The 25,806-nt window shown below is 27.8% G+C and carries 24 protein-coding genes and 2 tRNA genes; 10 read left to right on the forward strand and 16 right to left on the reverse strand.

Annotated elements, in window-relative coordinates; translation table 11 throughout:
• Positions 1 to 14: 14 nt before the first annotated feature.
• The 4 genes from DB723_RS02620 to DB723_RS02635 form a co-directional block, all read right to left on the reverse strand.
• The gene (locus DB723_RS02620) at positions 15 to 962 is read right to left on the reverse strand and encodes an aldo/keto reductase (protein WP_151552312.1); all 948 of its coding nucleotides are present in this window, start codon (positions 960 to 962) and stop codon (positions 15 to 17) included.
• A gap of 91 nt (positions 963 to 1,053) precedes the next feature.
• A complete protein-coding gene (locus DB723_RS02625) occupies positions 1,054 to 1,863 on the reverse strand; it encodes a TIGR02757 family protein (RefSeq protein WP_151552314.1) in 810 nt (269 codons plus the stop codon).
• Positions 1,847 to 2,461, reverse strand: coding sequence for a glucosaminidase domain-containing protein (locus DB723_RS02630; RefSeq protein ID WP_151552316.1), 615 nt, complete (start codon positions 2,459 to 2,461; stop codon positions 1,847 to 1,849). Before DB723_RS02630 ends, DB723_RS02625 begins: the two co-directional genes overlap by 17 nt.
• Positions 2,462 to 2,463: 2 nt before the next feature.
• A complete protein-coding gene (locus tag DB723_RS02635) occupies positions 2,464 to 3,774 on the reverse strand; it encodes a hypothetical protein (protein ID WP_151552318.1) in 1,311 nt (436 codons plus the stop codon).
• Positions 3,775 to 3,965: 191 nt separating this feature from the next.
• Between DB723_RS02635 and DB723_RS02640 the strand changes: the two genes are divergently transcribed.
• Genes DB723_RS02640 through DB723_RS02655 form a run of 4 tightly spaced genes read left to right on the forward strand, consistent with a single transcriptional unit; the run spans position 3,966 to position 9,089 of the window.
• Entirely contained in the window at positions 3,966 to 4,727 is a 762-nt protein-coding gene (locus tag DB723_RS02640; RefSeq protein ID WP_151552320.1) for an MBL fold metallo-hydrolase, read from the forward strand.
• A 24-nt stretch (positions 4,728 to 4,751) separates the two neighbouring features.
• Complete coding sequence (xth, locus tag DB723_RS02645; protein WP_151552322.1) at positions 4,752 to 5,519, forward strand: exodeoxyribonuclease III; 768 nt, start codon at positions 4,752 to 4,754, stop codon at positions 5,517 to 5,519.
• Between the two features lie 14 nt (positions 5,520 to 5,533).
• Positions 5,534 to 6,307, forward strand: a complete 774-nt coding sequence (locus DB723_RS02650; protein ID WP_151552324.1) for a hypothetical protein — start codon at positions 5,534 to 5,536, stop codon at positions 6,305 to 6,307.
• Positions 6,288 to 9,089, forward strand: a complete 2,802-nt coding sequence (locus DB723_RS02655) for a M16 family metallopeptidase (protein WP_151552326.1) — start codon at positions 6,288 to 6,290, stop codon at positions 9,087 to 9,089. Before DB723_RS02650 ends, DB723_RS02655 begins: the two co-directional genes overlap by 20 nt.
• Positions 9,090 to 9,249: 160 nt before the next feature.
• On the opposite strand, the gene DB723_RS02660 is transcribed toward DB723_RS02655, so the two are convergent.
• The 6 genes from DB723_RS02660 to fusA all read right to left on the reverse strand — a co-directional run bounded on the left by DB723_RS02660 (position 9,250) and on the right by fusA (position 13,434).
• Positions 9,250 to 9,322 (reverse strand) — tRNA-Lys (locus DB723_RS02660).
• Positions 9,323 to 9,430: 108 nt separating this feature from the next.
• A tRNA-Lys gene (locus tag DB723_RS02665) sits at positions 9,431 to 9,503 on the reverse strand.
• Between the two features lie 48 nt (positions 9,504 to 9,551).
• The gene (locus tag DB723_RS02670; RefSeq protein WP_151552328.1) at positions 9,552 to 10,196 is read right to left on the reverse strand and encodes a tetratricopeptide repeat protein; all 645 of its coding nucleotides are present in this window, start codon (positions 10,194 to 10,196) and stop codon (positions 9,552 to 9,554) included.
• Entirely contained in the window at positions 10,193 to 10,549 is a 357-nt protein-coding gene (locus tag DB723_RS02675) for a bactofilin family protein (RefSeq protein WP_151552330.1), read from the reverse strand. The genes DB723_RS02670 and DB723_RS02675 overlap by 4 nt, the downstream gene beginning before the upstream one ends.
• Before the next feature lie 79 nt (positions 10,550 to 10,628).
• Positions 10,629 to 11,327: a Bax inhibitor-1/YccA family protein gene (locus tag DB723_RS02680; RefSeq protein WP_151552332.1), complete on the reverse strand. Its 699-nt coding sequence runs from the start codon at positions 11,325 to 11,327 to the stop codon at positions 10,629 to 10,631.
• Positions 11,328 to 11,352: 25 nt separating this feature from the next.
• A complete protein-coding gene (fusA, locus tag DB723_RS02685; protein ID WP_151552334.1) occupies positions 11,353 to 13,434 on the reverse strand; it encodes an elongation factor G in 2,082 nt (693 codons plus the stop codon).
• Positions 13,435 to 13,736: 302 nt separating this feature from the next.
• Here fusA and DB723_RS02690 point away from each other — a divergent pair, with 302 nt between their 5' ends.
• The 5 genes from DB723_RS02690 to DB723_RS02710 all read left to right on the forward strand — a co-directional run bounded on the left by DB723_RS02690 (position 13,737) and on the right by DB723_RS02710 (position 18,274).
• Positions 13,737 to 13,964: a KTSC domain-containing protein gene (locus DB723_RS02690; protein ID WP_151552335.1), complete on the forward strand. Its 228-nt coding sequence runs from the start codon at positions 13,737 to 13,739 to the stop codon at positions 13,962 to 13,964.
• A 230-nt stretch (positions 13,965 to 14,194) separates the two neighbouring features.
• Positions 14,195 to 14,722: a tetratricopeptide repeat protein gene (locus DB723_RS02695; protein WP_151552337.1), complete on the forward strand. Its 528-nt coding sequence runs from the start codon at positions 14,195 to 14,197 to the stop codon at positions 14,720 to 14,722.
• A 114-nt stretch (positions 14,723 to 14,836) separates the two neighbouring features.
• Positions 14,837 to 15,484 (forward strand): hypothetical protein, encoded by a 648-nt coding sequence (locus DB723_RS02700; protein ID WP_151552338.1) that lies wholly within the window; start codon positions 14,837 to 14,839, stop codon positions 15,482 to 15,484.
• Between the two features lie 203 nt (positions 15,485 to 15,687).
• Positions 15,688 to 16,908 (forward strand): ribose-phosphate pyrophosphokinase, encoded by a 1,221-nt coding sequence (locus DB723_RS02705; RefSeq protein WP_151552340.1) that lies wholly within the window; start codon positions 15,688 to 15,690, stop codon positions 16,906 to 16,908.
• Between the two features lies 1 nt (position 16,909).
• Positions 16,910 to 18,274: an FGGY-family carbohydrate kinase gene (locus DB723_RS02710; protein ID WP_151552342.1), complete on the forward strand. Its 1,365-nt coding sequence runs from the start codon at positions 16,910 to 16,912 to the stop codon at positions 18,272 to 18,274.
• On the opposite strand, the gene DB723_RS02715 is transcribed toward DB723_RS02710, so the two are convergent.
• Genes DB723_RS02715 through DB723_RS02740 form a run of 6 tightly spaced genes read right to left on the reverse strand, consistent with a single transcriptional unit; the run spans position 18,257 to position 23,568 of the window.
• A complete protein-coding gene (locus DB723_RS02715; RefSeq protein WP_151552344.1) occupies positions 18,257 to 19,063 on the reverse strand; it encodes an SPOR domain-containing protein in 807 nt (268 codons plus the stop codon). The genes DB723_RS02710 and DB723_RS02715 overlap by 18 nt on opposite strands.
• Positions 19,047 to 19,664, reverse strand: a complete 618-nt coding sequence (coaE, locus tag DB723_RS02720; protein WP_151552346.1) for a dephospho-CoA kinase — start codon at positions 19,662 to 19,664, stop codon at positions 19,047 to 19,049. The genes DB723_RS02715 and coaE overlap by 17 nt, the downstream gene beginning before the upstream one ends.
• Positions 19,646 to 22,372, reverse strand: coding sequence for a DNA polymerase I (gene polA / locus DB723_RS02725; protein WP_151552348.1), 2,727 nt, complete (start codon positions 22,370 to 22,372; stop codon positions 19,646 to 19,648). The genes coaE and polA overlap by 19 nt, the downstream gene beginning before the upstream one ends.
• Complete coding sequence (locus tag DB723_RS02730; protein WP_151552350.1) at positions 22,369 to 22,770, reverse strand: hypothetical protein; 402 nt, start codon at positions 22,768 to 22,770, stop codon at positions 22,369 to 22,371. Before DB723_RS02730 ends, polA begins: the two co-directional genes overlap by 4 nt.
• The gene (gene fliS, locus DB723_RS02735; RefSeq protein ID WP_151552352.1) at positions 22,760 to 23,179 is read right to left on the reverse strand and encodes a flagellar export chaperone FliS; all 420 of its coding nucleotides are present in this window, start codon (positions 23,177 to 23,179) and stop codon (positions 22,760 to 22,762) included. Before fliS ends, DB723_RS02730 begins: the two co-directional genes overlap by 11 nt.
• A gap of 8 nt (positions 23,180 to 23,187) precedes the next feature.
• Complete coding sequence (locus DB723_RS02740; RefSeq protein WP_151552354.1) at positions 23,188 to 23,568, reverse strand: response regulator; 381 nt, start codon at positions 23,566 to 23,568, stop codon at positions 23,188 to 23,190.
• 242 nt (positions 23,569 to 23,810) lie between these two features.
• Here DB723_RS02740 and ligA point away from each other — a divergent pair, with 242 nt between their 5' ends.
• Positions 23,811 to 25,793, forward strand: a complete 1,983-nt coding sequence (gene ligA, locus DB723_RS02745) for an NAD-dependent DNA ligase LigA (RefSeq protein ID WP_151552356.1) — start codon at positions 23,811 to 23,813, stop codon at positions 25,791 to 25,793.
• Positions 25,794 to 25,806: the final 13 nt, after the last annotated feature.

Genomic DNA, 25,806 nt, shown 5'->3' on the forward strand with positions numbered 1-25,806 from the left:
TTTTTTATAAAGTTTTAAATTTTTTTGTTAAATAAATTTGGGAAATCTTTTGTTTGGTGATTAAAATCATCTAAGATTGATGTAATCTTTTTATGTACTTCGTCATTAATTTCTGCTTTAAATGAATTCAAATTTGATTTTACGTGATTTTCCTTGCTGAAGCCCACTATAAATCCACTTAATTTTGTTTTTTTAAGCCACGAATATGTTAATTCTAAAATTGTTAAGTTGTTTCTCTTTGCTATCTCTTCAAGTTTATTTAGGGTTTTTAAAGTATGAGGCCAAATTTCTTTTTTAAAAAGTATCAATTTCTCTGTTCTAATATCATTAAATTTGTTTTTGTCTTTTATATTAGCTTTAGATAAGAGTCCTTGAGCAATTGTGGAATATGATATAGTTGTAATGTTGTTGTTTTCACAGTAAGGAATTACATCTTTTTCTTTATTTCTAAATAAAGGGTTGTATCCTATTTGGTTTACGTCAATTTTGCAAACTTTTTTTATACTTTCCATGTGTGATATTTCAAAATTACTTACACCTACATATTTTATTTTTCCTTTTGCTCTCATTTCTTCAAGAAATGATGCTATTGGTCTTAAGTCAAAATCATTTTTGGGCCAGTGTATATAGTAAATATCTATATAATCAGTTTTTAAATTTTCAAGACTTTCATTAAAGTTCTTTGTGTATTCTGAAATTTCCATTGGGTAGCATTTGCTTGCAATTAAAATATTTTCTCTTATTAGCGGATCCTTTGATATTATTTCACCAATTATTTTTTCTGAAATTCCATTTCCATAAGCTTTTGCAGTGTCAATATTCCTAATTCCAAGATCATATGCTTTTTTTAGTATTTTTTTGGCAGTTTCTTTTTCAACTTGTTTGAAATATCCCCCCCCAAATTGCCAAGATCCCAAAATTAGTTTACTATGGGTATTTATTCTTTCTTTAAGGTTGTTCACAGATTCTCCTTTTTATTTTATGATAGATAATTTGTGTTTTTGTTTTACTGATTTAAGTATTTCATATTTTAAAAGTTTTATTAATAAAATTTTATAGTTTGTTAATATTTTTTAGTAATTTTTCTTTATTAAAATCTCTATTTATTCCAAATCTGGTTAAGGAAAAATCGTATTTTACAGGATCTTCGTGATTTTCTTTTGAAAAATAGCTTGTAATTTTTATTGCTTTTTTCAGATTTACGTTTTTTATTTCTTTTATTTTAAATAGTTTTGAAGCAATGCTTGTCATATGGGTATCCATTGGCACTATAAGTTTATTAGGATTAAATTTTTCCCAAATACCTAAATCAACGTCATCTTTGCGTATCATCCATCTTAAGAATAAAAAAATTCTTTTACAAGAACTTCCCTTTGAAGGTTTCGGAAGCAGCATTCCAAATTCTTTTCCATTTATTTTTTCCATATGCTTTATTAATTCATCTATGCTGAGTATAAAATTTTGATTTTTATGATAAATACTATAAAGAAGATTTTCAAGTGTATGATGCTGTTCTTTTATTATTTTTAGGGTGTACAGTAGTCTTATAATGTCATCTTCTTTAAAAAATCTATAAACAAATCCTTTAAATATTTCTTTTAAGTCTTTCTCATTTAATAGTTTAAGTGTCTCAGAAGGAGATTTGCCAAGCGGTTTGAGTATTCTCTCTATTGCTTCTAAAATTTTTTCTACTCTTCCAAGTGCCAACGAAGAACTAATTAAGCCTACAAGTTCAATGTCTTCTTTTTTTTTATACTTATGTAAAAATTCTAAAGGATCGGGATGTATAAATTTTTTTTTATTGTATTTTGAATATATCTTCTCTAAAAAATCATATAGTGAGCTTTTAGCTTTTATTTGCATTATTATATTCTAATAGTTCTAATAATATTTTTTTAAGCTTTTTATCGTAAAATTTGTCTTTTGCCCATTTTCCAGTCAAATCATATATTGTTGGGGCAGATCCTCTTTTAACAAGGTAAAATCTAGGATCAACTATATTTGAGTTGATATTGTTTTTTGATGCATAAGCTTTTAAATGTTGAATATGAGCCTTAATTCCTTCTTTAATATTGGAAAAATAATTTCCTTTTGTAAGATTATTGGTAGCGCCTATTCCTGAAAAATTGTGTTGTTCTTTTGAAACTATTCCGTTAAATTTTAGAACTCCTGTTTCTAGTAGCATTTGAGCATAAGCAATGTCGTAATTAACACCTTCAATCAAAGATTCGTCTATATATGTTTTAGCAACAGTATTTACATAGTTTTTGTCAAGTTCCGGATTTATTTCTAGAGTATATTTTACAAGGTCTTCTAGTTGAGTTTTTCCCCTACTGATTAAAAATGGAATGTATTTTTCTTTTTGTATTTCAGTGCTTATTTCGATTACTTCTTCATTACTATGAGCTTTATTTGTTAGAAAGATGTTGATCATTACAAATAGCAAAAATTTTTTTATCATTATTATTTTTCCTCTTCAATAAATTTATTAACTTCATTAACTATAGAATTAAATCTTGATAACATTGATTTTTTGTTATTTAAAAAATTAAAACTTTTTAAATAATTTCTGCTAAAAATGAGATCAGAAATTTCTGCAATATTACTTATATCTATTAGCTTTATGGAATTTGTATTTGTAATTTTTGTATTAATTTCCTTTTCATTTTCTTTTAGAATGAGTTGTAAGTTTTTTAAATTTCTTATTATTTGTGGTTTGCCCCCTATATTGATATATTTTGCTATGTTTGTGTTTTTAGAAAGGATAAAATTAGCAATATTTGCTTGATTTCCCAGTGTGATTAACGTTAGCTTATTAAGGTTCATTTTTGAATTTAAAAACTTTAAATTTTGGCTTGATTTTACTAGTTCGATAATGTTTTGAATATCGTTTTCAGTAGATGCAATATCAGCTTTTTCATTAAGGATATTAGCAGGTTCAATTAAATAGCTAATGCTTTTGTTTATTACATAGCTGAACATGCTTTTATGGCTATTTTTAATAAAATCGTAGCTTTTCATATGTTTATATTTTGGAGAATATAAATAAACAATTTTTCCCTTATTAACAAGCTTGCTTACTAGGGATTTGAACATTGAATCGTGAGAATAATAAGGAAGTATAAGTAAAATAGAATCATATAGTTTTTGGTTATTACTAATAAAGGCTTTTTTATATATATTATTCTGTTTTGGTAAATAATTCATTTCGCTTATAAAAAAAGGATTAAATTTGTATAAAAGAAATGGATTTTGTTTTTCCAAGCCCAATGTTGAGCTTACAGGATACCAAATCGATAAGTTTAAATCATTTTTGTGATCTTTAATTCTTGTAAATCCAATTTGATAGCTATTATTTTCATCTTTAGGATAATTTACAAAAAGTGCTAAGTATGAAAAAATAGTTGCAATAATAACGGTTAAAATAGCAGGCATCACAAGTATTGTTTTTAGAAAAATTGAAAGAAATATTCCTTTTGACTGTTTTATATATTTGCTGCTGTTTTTTTTTCTTCTTCTTCTTCTTCTTCTTCTATTTACTATTGTTTTTATGTTTTTAAAGAAGATTATTATCATAAAGATTAAGAATATGCCGCCAATATATAACATTAATGGCCTGATTTCTGTAAAGTATAAAGTTATTACAAAAAAGGTGCCTGGGAATATTATAAAGTAGTCTTCATAGGTAAACTCTTTTTTAAAATTAAATAAATCTACTATTAAAAATATGCTAAAACTAGTTAAGAAAATGAGTTCATAAATTTGCGTATTCATAAAAATAATTTTTCCTTAAATAATTATAAGCATAAAAGCGGTTTTTCCAAAATAGTTTACAGAATTGCCTATTAAATAGTGTTAGTTTAATTTTAGATTTAGGGGGAAATTTGATTAAGAAAATTTGTTTTTGTTTAATATAAAATGTTGTGTTAAAATAGATTATGTTTACAGGCGAAAGGTAGTAACATATGGTTGGAACCTTTTTAGGAACGGGAGCTTCAAGTGGCGTTCCTATGTTAAATTGTAACTGTAGAGTCTGTACTTCAAAGTGTAGTAAAAATAAAAGGTTAAGAAGTTCTTTTTTTCTTAGGGTGTCTTCTGGCATAAAATTATTGATTGATACAGGTCCTGATATTAGACAGCAACTTTTAAGAGAGAAAATAGATAAGCTTGATTTAGTGCTTTACACACATGAACATTATGATCATATTATGGGTTTTGATGATATTAAGTTCTATACACGAGAGGCTCCTTTAAACATTTATGCTAGGGATACCACTATGTCTCACATAAGGAATGCTTTTTCGCATAATTTTTCATCCAAACCCTCTTTAAGTGGCAAGGCAGACATTATTCCCAATGTTATTAGGGATTTTGAGCCTTTTTTTTTTAAAAGTTTAAAGATAGTACCAATTCCTTTGGTTCATGGAGATATAGTTAGTTTAGGTTATAGGATGGGCAATTTAGCCTATCTTACTGATGTTAAATTTATTCCTGAAGCGTCTTATAATTATTTAAAAAATTTAGATCTACTTATAATAGATGCTATGAGGATTAAGCCTCATCCCGCTCATTTAAATTTTTCAGAGGCTGTTTGTGTAATTGAAAAAATTAATCCTAAAATTTCTTACTTTACGCATATTGCACACGATATAATGCATGAAGAATTTGATTATTTAAAGAAAGATAATATCTATTTAGCTTATGATGGATTAAAGATTTATATTTAATTTAACTTTAGTTATAGAGGATTTATGAAATTAATTTCATGGAATGTAAATGGAATTAGGGCTGTTTTAAAGAAAGGTTTTCTAAATTTTGTAAAAGAACATACCCCAGATATTTTGTGCATTCAAGAAACGAAAGCTTTAAAAGAACAACTGCCAAGGGATTTAATTCTTGAAAATTATTATTCTTATTTTTCAAAGTCAAAGATTAAGGGTTATAGCGGTGTTTGTATTTATTCTAAAGTTAGGCCTATATCTGTAAGTTTACTTGGAAAAGAAATTTTCGATAATGAGGGTAGGGGGCTTATAGCATCCTACGACGATTTTATATTGGTTAACGGTTATTTCCCTAATTCTCAAGCTTTAAGAAGAAGGCTTGATTATAAACTTGATTTTTTATCTTATGTTGAAAATCTTGTAGATTCTCTTGTATGTAGTGGTAAGAATGTAATACTTTGTGGTGATTTTAATATTGCTCATACCGAGATTGATCTTATAAGTCCGGATTCTAATAGAGACTCTCCAGGATATTATATTGAAGAGACTGCTTGGTTAGATGGTTTTTTAAACAAAGGATATGTGGATACATTTAGGATATTCAATAAGGATCCTGGTTATTATACTTGGTGGAGCTATCGAACAAGAGCTAGAGAGAGAAATATGGGTTGGAGAATTGATTATTTTGTTGTTAATGAATTTTTTAGGAAAAATGTTGAAAAATCTCTAATTTTAGACAAAGTAATGGGCAGTGATCATTGCCCTGTTTTTTTAGAGTTAAATAATGTGGTTAGTTAAAGGAGGAATCTAGATTGAAAAAAAACATTGCAATTTTTTATTTAATATTTAGCTTTACTTTTAGTTTTGGCATTGATTTAAATGATTTTGATTTTTACCGGAGTCTTGAAAAAGAGGAATTGATATTTTTTATTAATTTGCTAAAAAGAGAGCAACTTGCTTTGGCAAATAGTTGTACTTTAAAATACATTGAATTAGCTTATAAGGTGCTAAAAGAAAAAAATATAAATTTATTAATAAAAAATGACAAAGGATTAGCACTAGATAGTAGCATTAATCATTTAAGACAATCCAAAGTATATAACAATGCAAGGCTTATCTTTAATGCTACAAAGGCCTTAAATACTTTAGTTCATATTGATAAAGACGGTCTTTTAAAGACTTTAGATGGGAGAAATGTAGGCGTTAATGAGAATAAATTTGTTATTTTAGATTCTTTTTCGAATAACAATTTTTATGATGATATGCCAAGTGAATATACTACTATTGAAATTTATAATAAAAGTATTTTAATGCCTAATTTAAATAAATTTCTTCTAGATAATCGCTTAAATCCTTTTATTTATCTTGAAGATTTTAATAAAAACGTTTACTTAAATGATATTCCAAAATTAAGCAAAGAAGAGTTGTTGTTCTTATTTTATGAACTTTTCCCGGTTTCTAAGCTAAAGAGTTTAAAAGATTGGAATGATTTTGGATTTTCATCTATTTTAAAAGCATTGAATAAAATTTATTTTGAAAAAATAAATTCAATAAGAGGGAGTACAAATGCATTATCAAAGAATTAAAAATTATTGTAAATTTACAAGTGTGTTTCTATTTTTTTTGTTTTCTTGTGTTTCTAATGACTTAAAGTTAGATAGAGGCTTGGTAAAGGGGGAACTTGCCAATGGGTTGAGGTATTATATTTATAAAAATCAAATTCCAAAGAATGCTGTTAATATGGGAATTGTTTTCAATGTAGGCTCTCTTAATGAAGAAGATAACGAGAGGGGCATAGCTCATTATCTTGAACATATGGCTTTTAATGGTACAAGGGATTATCCAGGAAATTCTATTGTTGACGTTCTTAAAAAATTTGGAATGCAATTTGGTGCTGATATTAATGCTGCTACTAGTTTTGATTTTACTTATTATAGACTTGATTTGTCAGATGGTAATAATAAAGATGAAATTGATGAATCTATAAATATTTTGAGGAACTGGGCTTCTCAAATTAGTTTCATGAAAGAAGAAATAGATCTGGAGCGCAATATTATCATTGAAGAAAAAAAGCTTGGCGAGACTTATCCTAGAAGGATTTATGAGAAAATGTATAAGTTTTTGACAAGTGGAAGTATTTATGAATTTAGAAATCCCATTGGACTTGAAGAGCAAATTTTATCTTTTCAGCCAGAAGATTTCAAAAAATTTTATCGAAAGTGGTATAGACCAGAACTTGCAAGTGTTATTGTTGTAGGAGATATTAATCCTAGAGAAATTGAAAAGAAAATAAAGAGACAATTTATTTCTTGGGAAAATCCAGCTGATAAGATTAAGAAGGTAAAAGTAACCTTAGATGTAAAGTTTAAAGATAAGTTTTTACTTTTAGAAGATTTAGAAGTAGGAGAGCCCGGTTTAATGTTCTTTAAAAAGGAAATTGTTAAGCTTGTCCAAACTAAAGATGATGTTTTAGAGAATATTAAAAGGTCTTTATTGACTGCTCTTTTTGAGAATAGATTTTCTGAATTAAAGACTACTGGGGTAAAACATTTTAAAAATGTTGCAAACAAAGATTTTTTTTCATTTAAATCAGATAACAATACTATTATTGCAAGATCGATTTCTTTAAACTTTAATCCAGATTATTTTAATGAAGCAATAGAAGACTTTTTTTATGAGCTTGAGAGAATAAGGAAATTTGGATTTACTCAAGGCGAGTTTGAAAAAGTTAAATCTCAATTTTTCAAATCTTTAGAATTAAGGAAAAAAAATATAAATAAAACAAATTCATGGACTATTTTTCAAGATTTAATAGATATTGCTGTTGATGGTTCTAACAAATTTGATGTTAGTGAATATTGTGATCTTTCTGTTCAATATTTGAAAAAAATTGATTTAAAGACAATCAACAATCTTGTAGGAAGAGAGTTTGATGTAAAAAATTGTGCAATTTTTTATTCTTATTATAGTGGAGCACATCCTACTTTGGATTTTAAATATATTGATAATTTTCAAAAGATGGCTTTAAAAAGAGATTTTAAGCCTTATGAGAATTTTTTAATTGAAGGTAAATTTTTTAAGAAGTCTTTAGATGATAAAGATATTATTAAGGAAAGTGAGTTTGAAAATGAAATTTCATCATTTGTTCTTGAAAATGGAGTTGAGGTTTATTTTAAGTATAATGATCAAAAAAAGGGTGTAATTGATTTTAGTGCGACTTCTTGGGGCGGTTTAATAAATGAAGATTTTAAATTTATTCCTGTTTTATCTTTTGCGCCTGGGGTAGTATCTGGTTCGGGGTACGGCGATTACTCTGCATTGCAGATTGAAAAATATTTATCCGATAAAGCTGTTTCTTTAAGTGTTGCTGTTGGAGCTCAAGAATCATATATTGCTGGAAGTTCAGATAAAAAAGATCTTGAAACTCTTTTTCAGCTTATATATTTTACTTTTAAAGAGCCCAAAGTAGATGATGTTTTTTTGCAAAATGCTATTAATAATATAAAAGCATTAATAAAGAGCAATGAAAATAGTTCTAATCATCATTTTAAAAAAGCTATTAGTAAATTTTTAAACAATAATGATCTTAGATTTGAAGATACAAAAGAGAATGATTTACAATATTTTACAAAAGAAAATATTTTATCTTTTTATAAGAAAAGGTTCACTTATGCAAATAATTTTAAGTTTGTTTTTGCTGGAGATTCAGATATTCAGACAATAAAAGCTTATTCAAGAAAATATTTGGGTAATCTTAGCTTTAAGAAAATAAACGAGTATAAAGACTTAGATTACTCTTATAGTAAAAATTTTAATAAAATAGTTATAAGAAAGGGGAAAAATTCAACTAGCTTTGCTTATGTAGTTTATCCTTTTAAATTTAATTATTTAGCAGAGGTTTCATTAAATTTAAATGCTTTAGCCGATCTTTTAACGGATGGGCTTATAAAAAACATTAGAGAAAAAATGTCTAGTGTTTATGCAATTCAAGCTTCTTTTGACTCCAATTTAAGGAAAAATGTAGATTCCGATGGTATTTTGTCTATTTTTTTTACTACCGAGCCTAAGGAGCTAGATAATGTTTTAAACTCTATTAATAGCTATATGATTGAAAGGCAAAAAATAGATTTTAATGATGAAGATTTTTCCTATCTTAAGAAAAATTATATTAAAAATACAAAGATAAATTCAGAGAAGAATAGTTATTGGATTTCAAATATATTAGCATCATTATCTTGGCATGGAGTATTTAAGAATAATTTTGGTGTTAAGTTTATAGAGACGAATTTAAGCAAAGATTTGATAAATGAATTTTTTAAGAAAATTAATCTTAGTGAAAAAGCAGAAATATTATTATTGCCTGAATAGCTTTTGTTTACTTAAAACAACATTCTTGTTTTCTAGGTTTATTAGAAATCAAGAATGTTGAATATAATTTTTCCTTAGCAAGACATCCTCTAGGGGAATCGAACCCCTCTTGCCAGGATGAAAACCTGGAGTCCTAACCGATAGACGAAGAGGACAAAAGTGAGCTCAGTAGGACTCGAACCTACGACAAACGCCTTAAAAGGGCGCTGCTCTACCACCTGAGCTATGAGCCCAAAAGTCATTTTATGACCATTAAAAATAATAATATATTTAATTCCCAATAATGTCAAGTTAAATTTACATAAAATTGACAATTAATACCGAAAAGGCATTTAATAATTTGAGCTGCACAGGACTTGAACCTGTAACCAACGGATTAAGAGTCCGATGCTCTACCACTTGAGCTAGCAGCCCGGTTCATTAATTTGCTAACAATAAGAATAAGTTTTTATAAATTGAATGTCAAGGTTTGCTGTTGCTTTTTTTTAATTCTTCTAGTAAATTTTTTGCCTCTAGATTATTAGGATAGATTGTAAGAAGTTTAATTAGTGTTTCTTCTGCTAATATTTTATTTTTTGCATTTATTCTTGCTCTTGCTAATTTTATTAATAGATTTTGGTTATTAGGATTAAATCTTAATGCATGCTCGTATGCAAAATCTGCTTCATTGTATCTTTTTAGTTCATAGAAAGAATCTGCAATCAAATTATAAACTTTTATTATTCTTGCTCCTTTAGAATCAAGACTAATATATTCTTGAAAGTATTTTAATGCATTTTCATAATTTTTTTGAAAAAAATAAGCTTCTCCTAGTGCTTCAATAATTCTTATATCATATTTTTTAATTCCAAGGCCTATAATTGCTTCAGTTTCAGCTCTTTTGTATTCTCCGATAGCTATTAAGCTCCATGTCAATATTGTTCTAGCGTCTAAGTTGCTAGGATTTAGTCGAATTTCTTCTAATGTGTTTAAAATAGCTTCTTTAAATTTACCTTCTTTATAGAGAAGTAGAGAGTCTTCTTTTTCTTTAGGTTGTGATTGTCCAAATAATAAACCTAAATTGGATAGCAGAATTAAAGTTATTTGTAATAGAAAAAAAAAATTCATTCTTCAAAATCCTCCATTTCGCAATTTCCTTTAAATATTGCTCCAGAATCAATAAAAAGTTCTTTGGTTTTAATGTTTCCTATTAATTTGCCAGTTTTGTAGATTTTGATTGTTTTTAAAGCCTCAATATTTCCTTGTATTTTGCCATGATTTAGTAAATGTTGGCATTTTATTTCAGCTTCAACATTAGCCCTTTCCCTTAGATATATTGAGCTTGATGAGTTTATTAAGCCCTTAAGCTTTCCTTCTATTATTATTGGTTTATTACTTTCAATGTATCCTTCAAATTCAAAATTTTTTTTTATTACATTTTGAGTACTACTTTCTTCAAATTCTAAGCTATCTATGCTCATTGAAACCTCTAAAAATGAATGCTCCTAAGGTAAAGCATTCATTTTTGATTTAAATTTTGATGAATGTTTTTTATTAATTTTAGTCGTTTCTTCTTTGGCCTAAAAATCTTAAAAGATATAAGAATAAATTTATAAAATCTAAATAAAGCTTAAGTGAAGCTACAACTGCCATTCTATTTTTTATTTCAGTATCATCTTGTAGCATTTTGTCCATTTTAGAAATGTTTTGAACGTCATAAGCTGTTAGCCCTGTAAATATGATTACTCCCAAAATAGATATGAGGTAATTAAGACCTGAGCTTCTAAAAAACATATTAACAAGAGATGCAATAATGATTCCCCATAGGCCCATTATTAGATAGCTCCCCATTTTTGTTAGATCTGTTGTTGTAGTATACCCGTAAACAGACATTCCAAGAAATGTTCCAGCAGTAATGCCAAATGTGAATACTATTGATCCTTGTGTATAGATCATAAATATAGAAGATAATGTTACTCCTGTTAGTGCTGAGTAGAGCAAAAAAAGAGCTGTTGCGGTATTGCTTGATATTTTATTAAGAGCGCCACTTATTGCATATACAAGTCCAAATTGAATAAGTATTATAGCCATAAATGACATTGGATTTGAAAATATTATTGCTTTTATTGTTTGGTTTTCTGATGTTGCGTATGCGAATATTGCTGAAATTAAAAGTCCAATTGACATAAGCCCAAAAACTTTGGCTAAAAACTTGTTTTTTATTAATATTTCTTGTTTTTCTTGTACTAAATCGATCATAATAAAGCCTCCTTATTATTTATTATTAAGATTTGTTTTGATTGTTAAATTTTTTACGAAGTTCATCAAATATAGCGCTTGGAACTTTTCCATATTTTAAAAATTCCATTGAGAATTCTGCTTTTCCTTGGGTAGAGGACCTAAGGACTGTGGAAAATCCAAACATTTCGCTTAAAGGCACTTCAGCCTCAACTTTTGAAAAACTTCCATCTTCTAGCGAACCCACTATTATTCCTCTTCTTTGGTTTAAAAGTCCAAACATATTTCCTTGGAATTCTGTAGGTCCTTCAAGTGTGACTTTCATTATTGGCTCAAGGATTGTAGGTTTTGCTTTTTCGTAAGCCTCTCTAAAAGCACCAATTGCTGCTAGTTGGAATGCAATATCAGATGAGTCAACAATGTGATATTGGCCATCATTTATTGTGATTTTGATATCAACTATTGGGAACCCAATTAATGTTCCTTTTTCCATTGCCTTTTGGAATCCTTTGTCACATGATGGAATGTATTCCGTTGGGATTACTCCTCCTTTTATCAAATTAACAAATTCGTATGTTTCTCCTTCTTTGTTGAGAGGTTCCATAAATCCGGCAACTCGTCCAAACTGGCCAGCTCCCCCAGATTGCTTTTTGTGAGTATAGTTGAACTCAGCTTTTCCTGTAATGGTTTCTCTATAGGCTACTTGTGGCATTCCGGTTTCAACTTCTGCTTTGAACTCTCTTTTCATTCTTTCAATATAAACTTCTAAGTGTAGTTCTCCCATACCTTGAATTATTGTTTCGTTTGATTCAGCGTCAACATAAGTTTTAAATGTTGGATCTTCTTTTGTAAATCTTCCAAGAGCTTTAGCCATATTGTCAGCAGATTTTTTGTCTTTTGGTTTTACAGAAAGAGAAATTACTGGATCAGGAATAAACATTGATGTCATGGAATAGCTAATCAATGGATCACAAAATGTATCTCCCGATGCACATTCTATTCCAAATAAAGCAACAATGTCACCGCTTCCTCCAAATTCAATGTCTTCTGTATTATTAGCATGCATTCTGATAAGTCTTCCAACTTTGAATTTTTTAGAAGTTCTTGAGTTTATAAGTTCTTGTCCTTTTTTTAAAGTTCCTTGATATATTCTGACATAAGTTAATTGCCCATATTGCCCGTCTTCAAGTTTAAATGCGAGAGCAACAGTTGGTAGGTTGTTGTCAATTTTAAGATCGATTTCCTTTTCATTGTTATTGAGGTCAAGAGCAGTGTTTTTTATATCATGAGGAGATGGTAAAAATCTTGTTACAGCATCTAATAGTAATTGTACTCCTTTATTTTTATATGCGGATCCCATAAATACAGGGCATAATTTCAAAGCCAATGTTCCTGTTCTAATTGCATTATATATTGTTTCAATAGGGACATCTTTCCCTTCCATGTGTAATTCCATAAGTTCATCATTAAAGTCCGCAAGAGTATCAAGCATTATTTCTCGTTTACTTTTTGCCTCTTCTAAGAGATCTGCTGGTATTTCTTTTTCTATTATTTCTGTTCCATCTTTTCCTTCAAAATAGTAGGCTTTCATTAGTACAAGGTCTACGACTCCAATATGTTTATCTTCTAATCCAATTGGTATTTGCATTAAAACGGAGTTTAAGTCAAGTTTTGATCTTAGTTGATCTTTTACATTGTAAGGATTTGCCCCAGTTTTATCGCATTTGTTTACAAATGCAAGGCGAGGCACGCTATATCTTTTAAGTTGTCGATCAACAGTTATTGATTGGGATTGAACTCCCGCAACAGAATCGAGAACTAATATTGCCCCGTCAAGCACTCTAAGAGATCTTTCAACTTCAATTGTAAAATCTACGTGCCCGGGTGTATCAATAATATTTATTGGAAAATCTTTCCATTCAACGTGAGTTGCAGCTGATGCTATTGTTATTCCTCTTTCTCTTTCAAGTTCCATTGAGTCCATTGTTGCGCCAACCCCATCTTTACCTTTTACTTCGTGAATTGCATGAATTTTATTGCAATAAAAAAGAATACGTTCTGTAAGAGTGGTTTTCCCCGAGTCGATGTGGGCGCTAATACCTATGTTTCGTAATTTATTATAGTCCATTAGACATTATTCCTCCTGATGATATGTGAATAGAAGATTAACTATCTAAATAATTTTACAAAATTTTTTTTTAAAAATCTATCTTATATCATTTCATTTTATGTTATTAAATGTTTTAAAGTTCAAATCTTTAATGTGATATTTTTAGTTTGCTTGATTAAAGTTGCATTAATGTATATTCTTAATCTTAGGGAATATATCATTTAGTAGATTTTGATTTTATTGATTAAAATTTTTTATTTAGTGAATTAACTCTTACTTTATTATTATACTCCTAAGATAATTATTTGGAGGAATTTGAGTTGGAAACTTTAACAATATCTAATGAACTAAGCAAAATATCGCAGGTAGGTTATGATCCTTCTGTCTTTGAGCTTTCTGTGTTTTTTAAGGATGGAAGAGCTTATAAGTATTTTAAGATTGAACCGAGACATTTTAGCGCAATATCTAAGCTTATTGAAGACAAAAGATCAGTTGGTAAATATTTGACAGAAAATATATTTAACAAATATAACCAAGAAAAGCTTTAATTTGTTTTTTAGGTAATATTAAAAGCCCTTTTGTTTTTAAACGGAGGGCTTATTTATTTTTATCTTTTAGAGTTAGAAATTTTATTTTATAATCATAAATGTGGTTTGTTTGATTTTAAAGTTTAATAGCATTAGGGTTTTGTATTTTAGTATTAAATTGAGTGTTATTTTGCTCCTTTGAGCGATTAAATTGGCACTAAGTAAGCATTAAGGATTAAAGTAAATTTTTTATGTATAAATTTTTGTTTATTATTATTTTTATTTTGTCATGTAGTTCTATTTATAGGGAATATCAAAACATATCAGACGAATATTATAAGCTTGCTAAATTAAATGAAGAGCTTGGGAATGATGAGACTTCTGTTTTGCTTTATGAAAAATCTATTAAATTTAATGTTAATGCGGGTGATGATTCAAGTTATAATTTTATTTTAGCTTGCATTAATTTAAAAAAATATGTAGAGGCTGAGTCGAAGCTTAATTCTATTATAAAAGAAGATCCAGAAAATATTTTGTTAATTAATTTGAAAGGATATTTACTCTTTAAGAAAAATGATTTAGATAATGCTTTGATTTTTTATTTAAAAACTTTAGAATTTGCGCCCGCAAATAAAGAGGCTTTATTTAATATTTTCTACATTTATCATTTAAAGAATGACAAAAAAAATGCAAAAAAATATATTTTAAGATATAAAGAGTTGAACCATCCTATACCAAGTAGTGCAGAAGAAATAGTTTCTTCTGTTGTTAAGAGCTAATTTTTGATTTTTTGTTTATTTTTTGCTTTTTTACTTTATGATTATTATATAATAAGGTATGCAATATAAACCCTGTTTTATTTTTCATAATTTTTTTTAGGAGAGTTTGTATATATGAGGCTTAAATTTTTAATTTTGTGCTTGTTTGGGATTTTTGTTGTCAATGCTTTTGCGGATGCTAATTTTGAATTCAATTTTGGTGGTGGAGCTGCTTTTCCTATTAGCCCCTTTTCAAGTTTTTACAATGAGGCTTTAGATATTAATGCAAAGCTTAAGCAAAATTTGCCTTCAGATTTATCCCCAATGGAAAAAGAAGAAATAGTTCAAAAATTTTCTGATTTGGCCAATATTGCTAAAGCTGGATTAAAATATGGGACTTATGCTCAATTTGGTGCGAAATTTGATGATTTTGTTTCTATTGGGTTTGAGCTCATGTTTGACATGAACCTTTTTAAAGCAATAAAACGTTCAGATGGAGCTGCAAATGAAAATTTCTCTTTTGTTATGGCAATAACACCGAGATTTTATACAAAATTAGATTTTTTTGTTTTAGCTTTGGCATTTTTCACAGGTCCCAAGATCAATATAGCTACTGCTGCTGCTGATTCTGTTTTAGCAGAATTAGGAACAATGGGTTGGGATATTGGTGCTAGACTTTCATTTTCTTTTTTAATTCTTGAAGCTTACTATGTTTGGAATATTAAAAACGTTAAATTTTCTGATTTCAAGTTTGGACTAGGATTTGAATTTGGAATTGTGTAATTTGTCAATTTTGTTTTTAGTATTGAGCATAATATTTATTTTTGCTATTAATAGGATTTTTTAAATTTTCTTTTTTATTATTAAAGCTAAAACATTTTAATGATTTTGCTTTAATAATTTCAGTTATTTTTGTGTGTATAAGTTATGATAATTGTTATTTTAAGATTGTTGAGAGATCCTTTAAAAAAAGAACGAGGAACTAGGTGAATTTACTTAAAAAAAAATCAATAGGAATTATTGCTTGTCCGGGGGGTAGAGTTTTCGCCAGTAAAATAATAGAAGAGCTTGAAAGAATATTTATAAATATTGAAAATGATATTATAGATAGTATATGTCAAGGTTCTAAAGTTTTAAAGGAAGAAATTTTTAAGATTGAAAAAGTTTTATCTCCTTTTTTAGAAGGCCTTAGTTTATCTACTCTTAAAAGCAAAGAGCCTTTAGAAATTCCTGTAAAATTTGTTAAATTTGCCAATGGTGAATTTAAAACTGAAATTTTAAAAACAATTAGAAATAAAGATATTTTTATTGTTCAAGATGTTGCCAATGCTTATGAAGTTGAGATAAATAGTAGTGAAAAAATAGTTATGACAGTTAATGATCATATAATGAATTTGATGACAACAATAGATGCTTGTATGCAAGCTAAAGCTAGCTCCGTTAGTGTTATTATTCCGTCTTATCCTTATTCAAGGCAAGATAAAAAACATTCAAGAGAATGTTTAACAGCAAGTCTTATTGGAAGATTTTTAGAAGAGTTGGGTATTAGGCATATTTTAACTTTGGACATCCACTCAAAGGCCATTGAGAATGTATTTAGAAAAGTTTATTTTGAAAACTTAAATGTTTCTTATGAAATCTTTAAGTCTCTTAAGGATTTGATTGATATTAGAGATTCTAATTTAGTTATTGTTTCACCTGATACAGGTGCTGTAAGTAGGAATAAATTTTTTGCATCAAGTCTTAAGAGTCCTCTTGCTTTGCTTTATAAAGAGAGAGATTATTCAAGAGTTTCAAGCGATGTTGCTGATTCAAATATTTCTGTAACCAAGCTTTTAGGAGATGTTGAGGGCAAGAATGTTTTCATGAGTGATGATATGTTAGCCACTGGAGGTACTCTGATTAAGGCAATGAAATTGCTTAAAAGCATGGGCGCTAAAAAGATTATATGTGGGATTAGTTTACCATTTTTCAATGGAGATGCTGTTAAATATTTTGACAAAGCTTATGAGGAAGGGTATTTTTATAAAATAATTGGAACAAATGCTGTTTGTCATAATGACGAGTTAATAAATAAGCCTTGGTATCATGAAGCTAATGTTGCACATCTTTTTGCGGATGCAATATTTGCAATTTATAATAAAGTTGGTTTGCAAAAAATTCTTGACAGAAGGGATGATATTCAAAAATTGATTACCAAAGATTAATATGAATACTCTTAGTATTGATATTGGTACTAGTGTTTTAAAGGCAGCATTAGTTAGTTCTGAAAATGGAGTTTTAAGTTATATTGATGTTAGTTATTCGGATTATTTTAATATCGATTTCGAAAATTTTGATTTTAATATATGGCTTTTTTCTTTTAAAAAAGCCATATCCAATTTTAAGTCCAATAAAATAGATTGCATTTCTGTTAGTGGTATCTCACCATGTTTAATTGCTTTAAATTCAAATTTAATTCCTTTGGAAGTATTACATTGGAATTCGCTTAAAATTAAGTCAGATTTTAGAGGGAAATCTGTATTTTTGCCCTATGTGCTTTCTACTGTTGAAAGAGGAACATATTCTAAAATAAGCTATTTTGTTTCTTGTTTTGAATATTTTATTTATTTGCTTACAGACAAGCTTTTTACAAGCTTTCCCAGCATAGAGTATATTCCTTTTATTTGGGATGATGTAGAGATAAAAAAATATGGGTTTGATAAGAACAAATTTCCCCCATTCGTCAAAATGGGAGAAAATATTGGTGTTGTAACTTATAAAGCAGGAGTTGAATTTGGACTAAATAGTGGAATTAGCGTAATTAATGCGGGACCAGATTATTTGAGTGTTTTAGTAGGAAGTGGCGCTTTTCAAGAAGGAGTTGTGTCAAACAGGATGGGCACAAGTGAGGGGTTTAATTATGTTTCAAGTACGTATTTACCCGGATTTTCCTTGGAGTATCCTTATTTTTTAGAAGGATATTTTATTATTGGTAGGATTGTTCCTTTTGGATATTTGATTCAATTATTAAAAGACAGTTTTTATGAAAAAAGTTTGACTTTTGAGTTTCTCTTAAAGAAGATTGTTAAAAGCACCATCTTGAATAATGTATATTTTTATCCAAGCAAAATTAAACTTTTTAATGATTTGTTTATTTTAGATCCTTATCTTCGTAAAGATTTAAGTAAAGGGATTTTTGGCAGCATTAAAAATCCATTGGAGATTGGTTTAGCAATACTTGAGTTTGTATGTTTTGCTTTTTACAACAGATTGTTAGAGTTAAAAGCCTATAAAAAAGAAATTTTAAGTATTTTTGTTAGTGGATCGAATTCAGATAATTTACTTTTAAACCAAATAAAAGCAAATATTATTGGCAAAGATTTAAAGATTTTTGATTTTAAGCATTCGGAGATTATTGGGGGAGCAATGCAAGCATTCTGTTCTTTAGGAGAATTTGGCACCTTAAATGATTCTTTTTTAAAGCTTGTAAAGATTAGACATGTTATTTCGCCTATTATTGAGGTTCATGAAGAATATTTAGAAAAGTATCAAAAATATGTTAATAATTACAGCCTATTTGTTAACGGGTAATATATAGGTTTCCTTAAATTCGTTTATTCCTGCTATTTTTTTAAAGTCTGCTTTTGCTTCTGATTTTGTTTTATAAGGACCAGATCTTACTCTGTAAATATCTTTATTATCTACTGTTGCAGAATATATTTTGGCAATTATATTGTATTTGAGTAATTTTTGAATATAGTTGTCTGCATTGATTGGATCTGAGAGTGATACAAATTGTATGTAATATTCTGTATTAGGGTCATATATGTTATCAGTATTTAAAGCTCTTTCGACTATTTTTTCAGGTTTTTCAATAGTTTTTAATTTTTGAGGAGTATTAGGTAATTTTTTAGGTGCAGATTGAGATTTTTCAATAGTTTTTGCTTTTTGAGGAGTATTAGGTAATTTTTTGGGTGCAGACTGAGATTTTTCAATAGTTTTTGCTTTTTGAGGAGTATTAGGTAATTTTTTGGGTGCAGACTGAGATTTTTCAATAATTTTTGATTTTTGTAAAGTATTAGATGTTTTGCCTGTAGTAGTTTTTTCTTCTTTATTTAAATCTTTTGTTAAATCTATGATTATTTCATTTGGAGTTTCAGATACTTTTAAAGATTTTTCATTTTGTTCAACGTTTTCTAAAGTATTTTGATCTTTGCTCTCTTCTAAAACAATATTCTTCTCTGCAATATCTGAAGCCAAATTTTTGTTTGGAAAGAAAATAATTGTTCCGAGAAATATTATAATACAAACTGTTGCAATTGAGGTTAATGCTACAAAAAATCCTTTGTTATTGTCATTATTTTCATTCAAATTTTTCATAGTTAATTATCTCCTGCATTCTTTTTTCAATTTCTTTTTCTAGATATGCATAATTCTTGTTATTAATTATATTGATTATTTTTAAGTTTATAATATTTTTTTTAAAAAAAATATCTTTTTGGATTTTGAGTATTTTATTTATTATATTTAAGTCAATATTTGGCATAGAATATGATAATCTATTTTTTATTATAGAAGTCTTTGCTTTGAGCACAATTATATAGTCGCAAAATTTTTCTAAATTTATTTTAAAAAGTAAAGCAGCATTGATTATTATTTTTGTAGATTGGTTTTGAATTAGGATTTTTTTTATTTTGCTGAGTATGATTGGATGAGAGATGCTTTCGAGCTTTTTTAATTCTTTATTATCATTAAATACGATATTTCTTATTAAGAGTTTGTCTATTTCGTTTTTAGTATTTAATATTTTTTGACCAAATATTTTAACAATTTCATCTTTTTTTTCATATAAGACAGAATGTCCAAGCCTGTCTGCATTTATTTCGTAAAATCCATATTTACCGCTAATTATTTTAGAAGCAGTATCTTTGCCAGATGCAATTCTTCCTGTTATTCCAATAATTAATGAATTTCTCCCCATGATTGACCCGTTTCAATATTTGCTTTTAAGGGTAGACTTAATGTGTAAGCAGTTTCCATCATAATTTTTAATATTTTTTTCACTTCATCTTCTTCTTTAATAGGTGATTCAATAAGCATTTCGTCGTGCACTTGTAGTAGTATTTTTGATTCCATTTTTTTACTTTTAAATTCATTAAATACTTTAATCATTGCAATTTTCATGATATCTGCGGCACTCCCTTGAATTATGCTATTTATAGCTATTCTTTCTGCAGCAGATCTTTCTAGATAATTATTGCTATTAATTTCTTTTATGTATCTTCTTCTTTTTAGGATGGTTTCGCTGTATCCAGCATTTCTTACGAAGTTTATTTGATTTATTATAAACTCTTTGATTTTTGGATAAGATTCAAAGTAGGACTTGATAAATCCTCTTGCTTCTTCTTTTGTAATTCCTAGTTCTTTTGCAAGTCTAAAATCTGACATTCTATAAATTATTCCAAAATTAATAGATTTTGCTATTCTTCTCAAGTTGGGAGTAATTTCTTTTTCCTCTATTTTGAAAAGCTTAGAAGCAGTTTCTGTGTGAATGTCTTTATTATTTTCAAATGCTTTAATAAGTTCTTCATCTTGTGATAAATGAGCAAGTATAGCAAGCTCAATCTGAGAATAATCAGCTGAAATAAAAATATTTCCATTTTCCGGTTTAAATGCTTTTCTTATTTTTCGCCCTTTCTCATCTTTTATTGGTATGTTTTGTAAGTTGGGATTTATGCTAGTTATTCTACCAGTTGCTGTTTTTGTTTGTATGAAGCTTGTATGTAGTCTGTTTGTTTTATGGTTTATTAGCTCTATCAAATTATCTGTGTAAGTGCTCTTCAATTTTGCGATTTGTCTGTGTTTTATTAAATTTGCAATCGATTCATGCTGTCCTCTGAGAGATTCAAGCACTTTTATATCAGTTGAATCTTTTTTCATTTTTTCTGGTAATTTTAGATTTAATTTTTCAAATAAAATTTCATGCATTTGTTTTGGAGAATTTAAATTAAAATCAATTTCTATGCTTTTTATTATTTCGTTTTCGATTAGTTCTAATTCTTTCCCAAGTTCTTTCGCATATTCTTTTAGGTATTCTTTATCAAGATAAATGCCATTTTCTTCCATTTCTATAATTACCTTGTTAAAAGGCATTTCTATTTCGTGCATTAGCTTGTCAAGTTTGTCTTCTTTTAGTTTTTCGGTAAATATATTAAACAATCTAAATGTAATATCAGCATCTTCGGATGAATAACTTGTTGCCATTTCTAGAGATATATTTGCGAAGGTATCGTTTTTTTGTATCACATCTTCATATTTAATATTTTTATGCATTAAATATTTTTCTGCAAGAAAATCAAGAGATACTTTTGAATTTGCATCAATAAGGTATGCTGCAATCATTGTATCAAAATAGGGTGGTATAGGACTAAATCCATTATTTTTAAGTATTCTGTAGTCAAATTTATAATTTTGACCAATTATTTTTGGGTTTGATTCAAAGAGATTATTAAATTTTTGTATTATATAATTTTTTTCTATGTAAATTTTTCCTTTGGCTTCGATTGGAATATAGTAACCTTCAAATTCTTTAAATGAAATGGAAATTCCAATTAATTTTGCTGTATAGATGTCAAGCGAAGATGTTTCTGTATCCATTGATATGTATTTAGCTTTTTTAAGGCTTTCTATTAAATTGTCAAGCTCTTTTTTTGTTGTTATTGGATGGTATTTAACATTTTCTGTGTCTATTGTATTTAAGGCATCTAAACTGTTGGTAGTGGGATCCTGTTCAAATAAGCTTTTTTGGCCTAAATTTATTTTTTCTTGTTTTAATATGTCTTTTTTATAAGTTTTTATTAGAGAAATTGCTGAATGCTTTTCAAACAGAGATATTACCTCTTCACTAATATTTTTTAAGGTGAAGTTTTCAATTTCTGGAATCTTTAAATTTTCTTCAAGACTTACAAGTTCGTAGCTTAAAAAAGCATTTTCTTTTTCTTTGATTAAAAGTTCTCGATGTTTTTTATTTATTAGTTCTAAATTTGAATATATCCCTTTTAGGGTTTTAAATTCTTTTAATAAAGTTGCTGCTCCTTTTGGACCAATGCCTTTTATTCCGGGTATATTGTCAGATCTGTCTCCAACAATAGCTAAATAATCTTTTATTTGAAAGCTGTTTATTCCGAATTTTTTTATTACATACTCATTGTTCATTTCAACAAAGCTGTTGTTTTCAATTTTAAGTATCTTTATCTGCTCTGACATAGTTTGCAGCAAGTCTTTGTCAGGAGAAATAATGTAAGTTAAATAATTATCCTTTGCAGCTTTTTTTGCAAAACTAGCTAACAGATCGTCAGCTTCGTAGCCTTCGATCTCAAAGATTGGTATTTTTGCCTTTAAAAGGCCCTCTTTTATCCACCCAATTTGAGGTATTAAATCATTTGGAGGCGCATCTCTTGTTGCTTTGTAGTCTGGATATTTTTGCTTTCTAAATGTTGGTGTTTCTGAATCAAAAGTAATAATCAAATGTTCAGGATTTTTTTCTTTTATTATGAAGAATAGTGTTTTAAAAAAGCCTATAAATGCATTTACATTTTCTCCCTGTGTGTTTAAAAGTGGATAGTTTTTCATTACGTGATAATTTCTAAATATGATGTTTAATGCGTCAATTAGGTAAAGGTCTTTCATATTTTAATATCTAACATTATAGGCAAATTGCTTGTTGCAATGCGGTTTTGATGTTTTTTAATTTTTGGTATTTTTCTTTTTGTATTTATAATTTGTTGTAAAAGTTGATGGCAGATTTGGTATTTAGTGTATATTTCTTCTTTTAGTAGGTTAATTTCTTTAATCAAATAATCTAAATTATCTAATGTTTGGTTTTTAGACTTTAACCACGCATTTATTGTTTTATAATAATTTTTGATTGACTCTAAGATTAAATCTTTCTTGGGATTGGTTACATTTAATATTCTTATTTCTTCTTTTTGTAATTCATAACTTTCTATTGTTAACACCAACTTTAATTCTTTTAATTCTAGTAAAAGATTACTAAAATATTTTTTTAAAATTTCATTAGCTGACAATGTTGATTCCTAATTTATTTTGAGTAACATTATTTTCTTTATTTCTTAACTGTTTCCAGGTAGAGTTTAACGTTTGTAGTTGTTTTATAACATTGTCGATTTTATGCATTTCTTTTTTTAAAAGAACATTTTCTAGCTCTTTATTTAGAAATGAGTATATTGAGAATAGGTTTGTAGAGATGTTTCCACCTTGTTCAAAATTTAAAGTTGACATTAATTCAGTAATGATTTCTTGTGCATGAAAGATTTTTTCATTAGCTTTAATTGCATTTTGCCAATTTTCATCTTTTATAAGCTCTTTGGCAATTTTTAAATCCTGTATTGCTTTCTCATAAAGCATTATTAATATTGAGAGGGGGTTTGATGTGTTTATTTGTGTTTGTTTATATATTTTTTCTTTTGCTATCAAAATTTTCTCTAATCTAAAAGTTTAATTTGTTCTATTATTTGCTCTTTTTTAAAGGGTTTTGTAATATACCCTTTAGCCCCAAGAGATAAAGCTTTTTGTATTAATTCTTGCTTTCCAATAGCTGTAACCATTAATATATTGGCTTTTTTAAGCAATTTTTTATTAATTTCGTACATTTTTTCAAGAGCTGTAATTCCATCCATTCCCATCATTGTTATGTCGAGTGTTATTAGATCGATATTATTTTGTTTTTCAAATTCTTTAACAGCTTGAATTCCATCTTCAGCTTCTAAAAATTCGTTAAATCCTAATTGCTTTAAAATTTTTATTAGGTTTTTTCTCATAAAAAGTGAATCATCAGCTATTAAAGCTTTTTTGTTTTCTTCCAAACAAGTGCTCCTTTATACATTTTAACATATTAAAATATCTTTAACGACAATTAAAATATAATTCACATTTTTATATATATTATCTTTTTGTTTGATATTTTATTTAAAGATTATTTTAATTTAAGCATAAATAAAATAATATGTGTTTTAGTGTTTCTTTATGGTTTTTATAATAAAAAAGGTAATTTTTGCTTGTAAAGATTATTTGATAAAGCAATAAGGAATATGTTAAATTTTACCCTATGAGCAGTAAAGTGCAGCAAGAAATTGCAGACTTAAAGAAATTGATCAGAAAGTGGGATAAAGAGTACTACATTGACTCTTTGCCTAGTGTTGAAGATTCTGTATATGATAAGCATATTTTAAGGCTTCAAGAGCTAGAAAGTAAGTACCCAGAATATAAGACTTTAGATTCTCCTACTCTTAAATTTGGTAGTGATCTTTTGAATGACTTTAAAGAGGTTCAACATTCTGCTCCTATATTAAGTCTTGATAAGGTTTATGATCTTGATTCACTAAAATCATGGATAGATAAGATTGATTTTAAGAATTCTTTTAATATTTCTGTTGAGCCAAAGATTGATGGATGTTCTATTGTTCTTTATTATAAAGATGGTATTTTTGAGAAAGCTCTTACTAGGGGTAATGGAAAATTTGGTAATGACGTTACTAAAAATATTAGAACCATTAGACATATTCCTTTATTTCTTGATGATAAAGTTGATTTAGTATTAAGGGGCGAGGTTTATATTACTAAAGAAAATTTTTTGAAAATTAATAAATTTTTGGAAAGGCCTTATACTAATTCTAGAAATTTAGCTTCGGGAATACTTAGAAGGGTTGATAGTAGAGAGGTTGCTAATTTCCCTTTAAATATTTTCATTTATGATCTTTTGAATGCTGGATTGGAGTTTGAAACTAATAATTTAGCTATTGCAAGACTTAAAAAATTGGGCTTTAGTCTCAATCCCTTAATTAAGTTTTTTGATCAAAAAAATTCAATTAAAGAAGTTTTAAATTACATAGCAGATATTACAAAAAAAAGAAATTCTTTTGAATATGAAATAGACGGAGTTGTCATTAAGGTCAGTGATTTTGCGTTAAGAGAAAGATTGGGATATACTTCGCACCATCCTAAATGGGCAATGGCTTATAAATTTGAGGCACTTTCAGGGTTTAGTAGGGTAAATAGTATTGTTGTCCAGGTTGGACGTAGTGGCAAAATTACTCCGGTTGCTAATATTGATAAAGTTTTTGTTTCAGGTGCTTTTATTACTAATGCAACATTACACAATCAAGATTATATAATGTCAATTGGTTTAAATGTTGGTGATGTTGTTAAAGTCTCAAGAAGGGGGGATGTGATTCCTGCCGTTGAAATGGTGATAAATAAATCTTCAACAGGATTTTTTAAGATTCCTGACAATTGTCCAGCTTGCAAAGTGGTTTTAGTCAAAGAAGGAGCACATTTCTTTTGTACAAATAGCAATTGTCCTTCAGCATCAGTTGAGAGAATAAAATATTTTTGTAGTAAAAATTGTATGGATATTGAAGGGCTTTCTGACAAGACCATTGCTTTTCTTTTTGAGAAAAAATTTATTTCTTCAGAAATTGATCTTTATACATTTAATTTTTATAAACTTCTTGAATTTAAAGGGTTTAAAGAGAAAAAGATAAATAATTTAATAAATTCAATTGAAGCTAGCAAAAAAAAGCCATTCAGCAAATTACTTCTTAGTATGGGGATTAAAGAATTTGGAGAAAATACAATAAGGCTATTGTTTCTTAACAGTTTAAATTCATTTTCAAAGCTTTTCAAGCTTTGTCAAGATAGAGATTTTGCTTTTTCATCATTATTGAAAATTAAAGGCATAGGAGAGAAAATTGCTTTAAATATTATTGAAGCTTTTAATGATTCAATAATGCTTAATAAGTTTAAATTTTTTGAAAATTTGGGATTTAAAATGCAAGAGTGTGTTGTGGTTGATGGTGAGAATAATTTATTGTTTGATAAAAAGTTTTGCGTTACTGGGATTTTTAATGGTTATCCTAGGTCTGTTGTTATTGATAAGCTAAAAAATAAAGGAGCAATTTTTAGCTCTTGTGTTACCAAAAGTTTAGATTTCCTTATTGTGGGAGAAAAAGCCGGGACAAAGCTTGAAAAAGCTTTGAATTTAAATATAAAAATCATGTCTTTTGAAGACATAAAAAGTTATTTAGATTAAGTTAATAAGTTAG

The organism is Borrelia maritima (assembly GCF_008931845.1).
Classification (GTDB): Bacteria; Spirochaetota; Spirochaetia; order Borreliales; family Borreliaceae; genus Borreliella; species Borreliella maritima.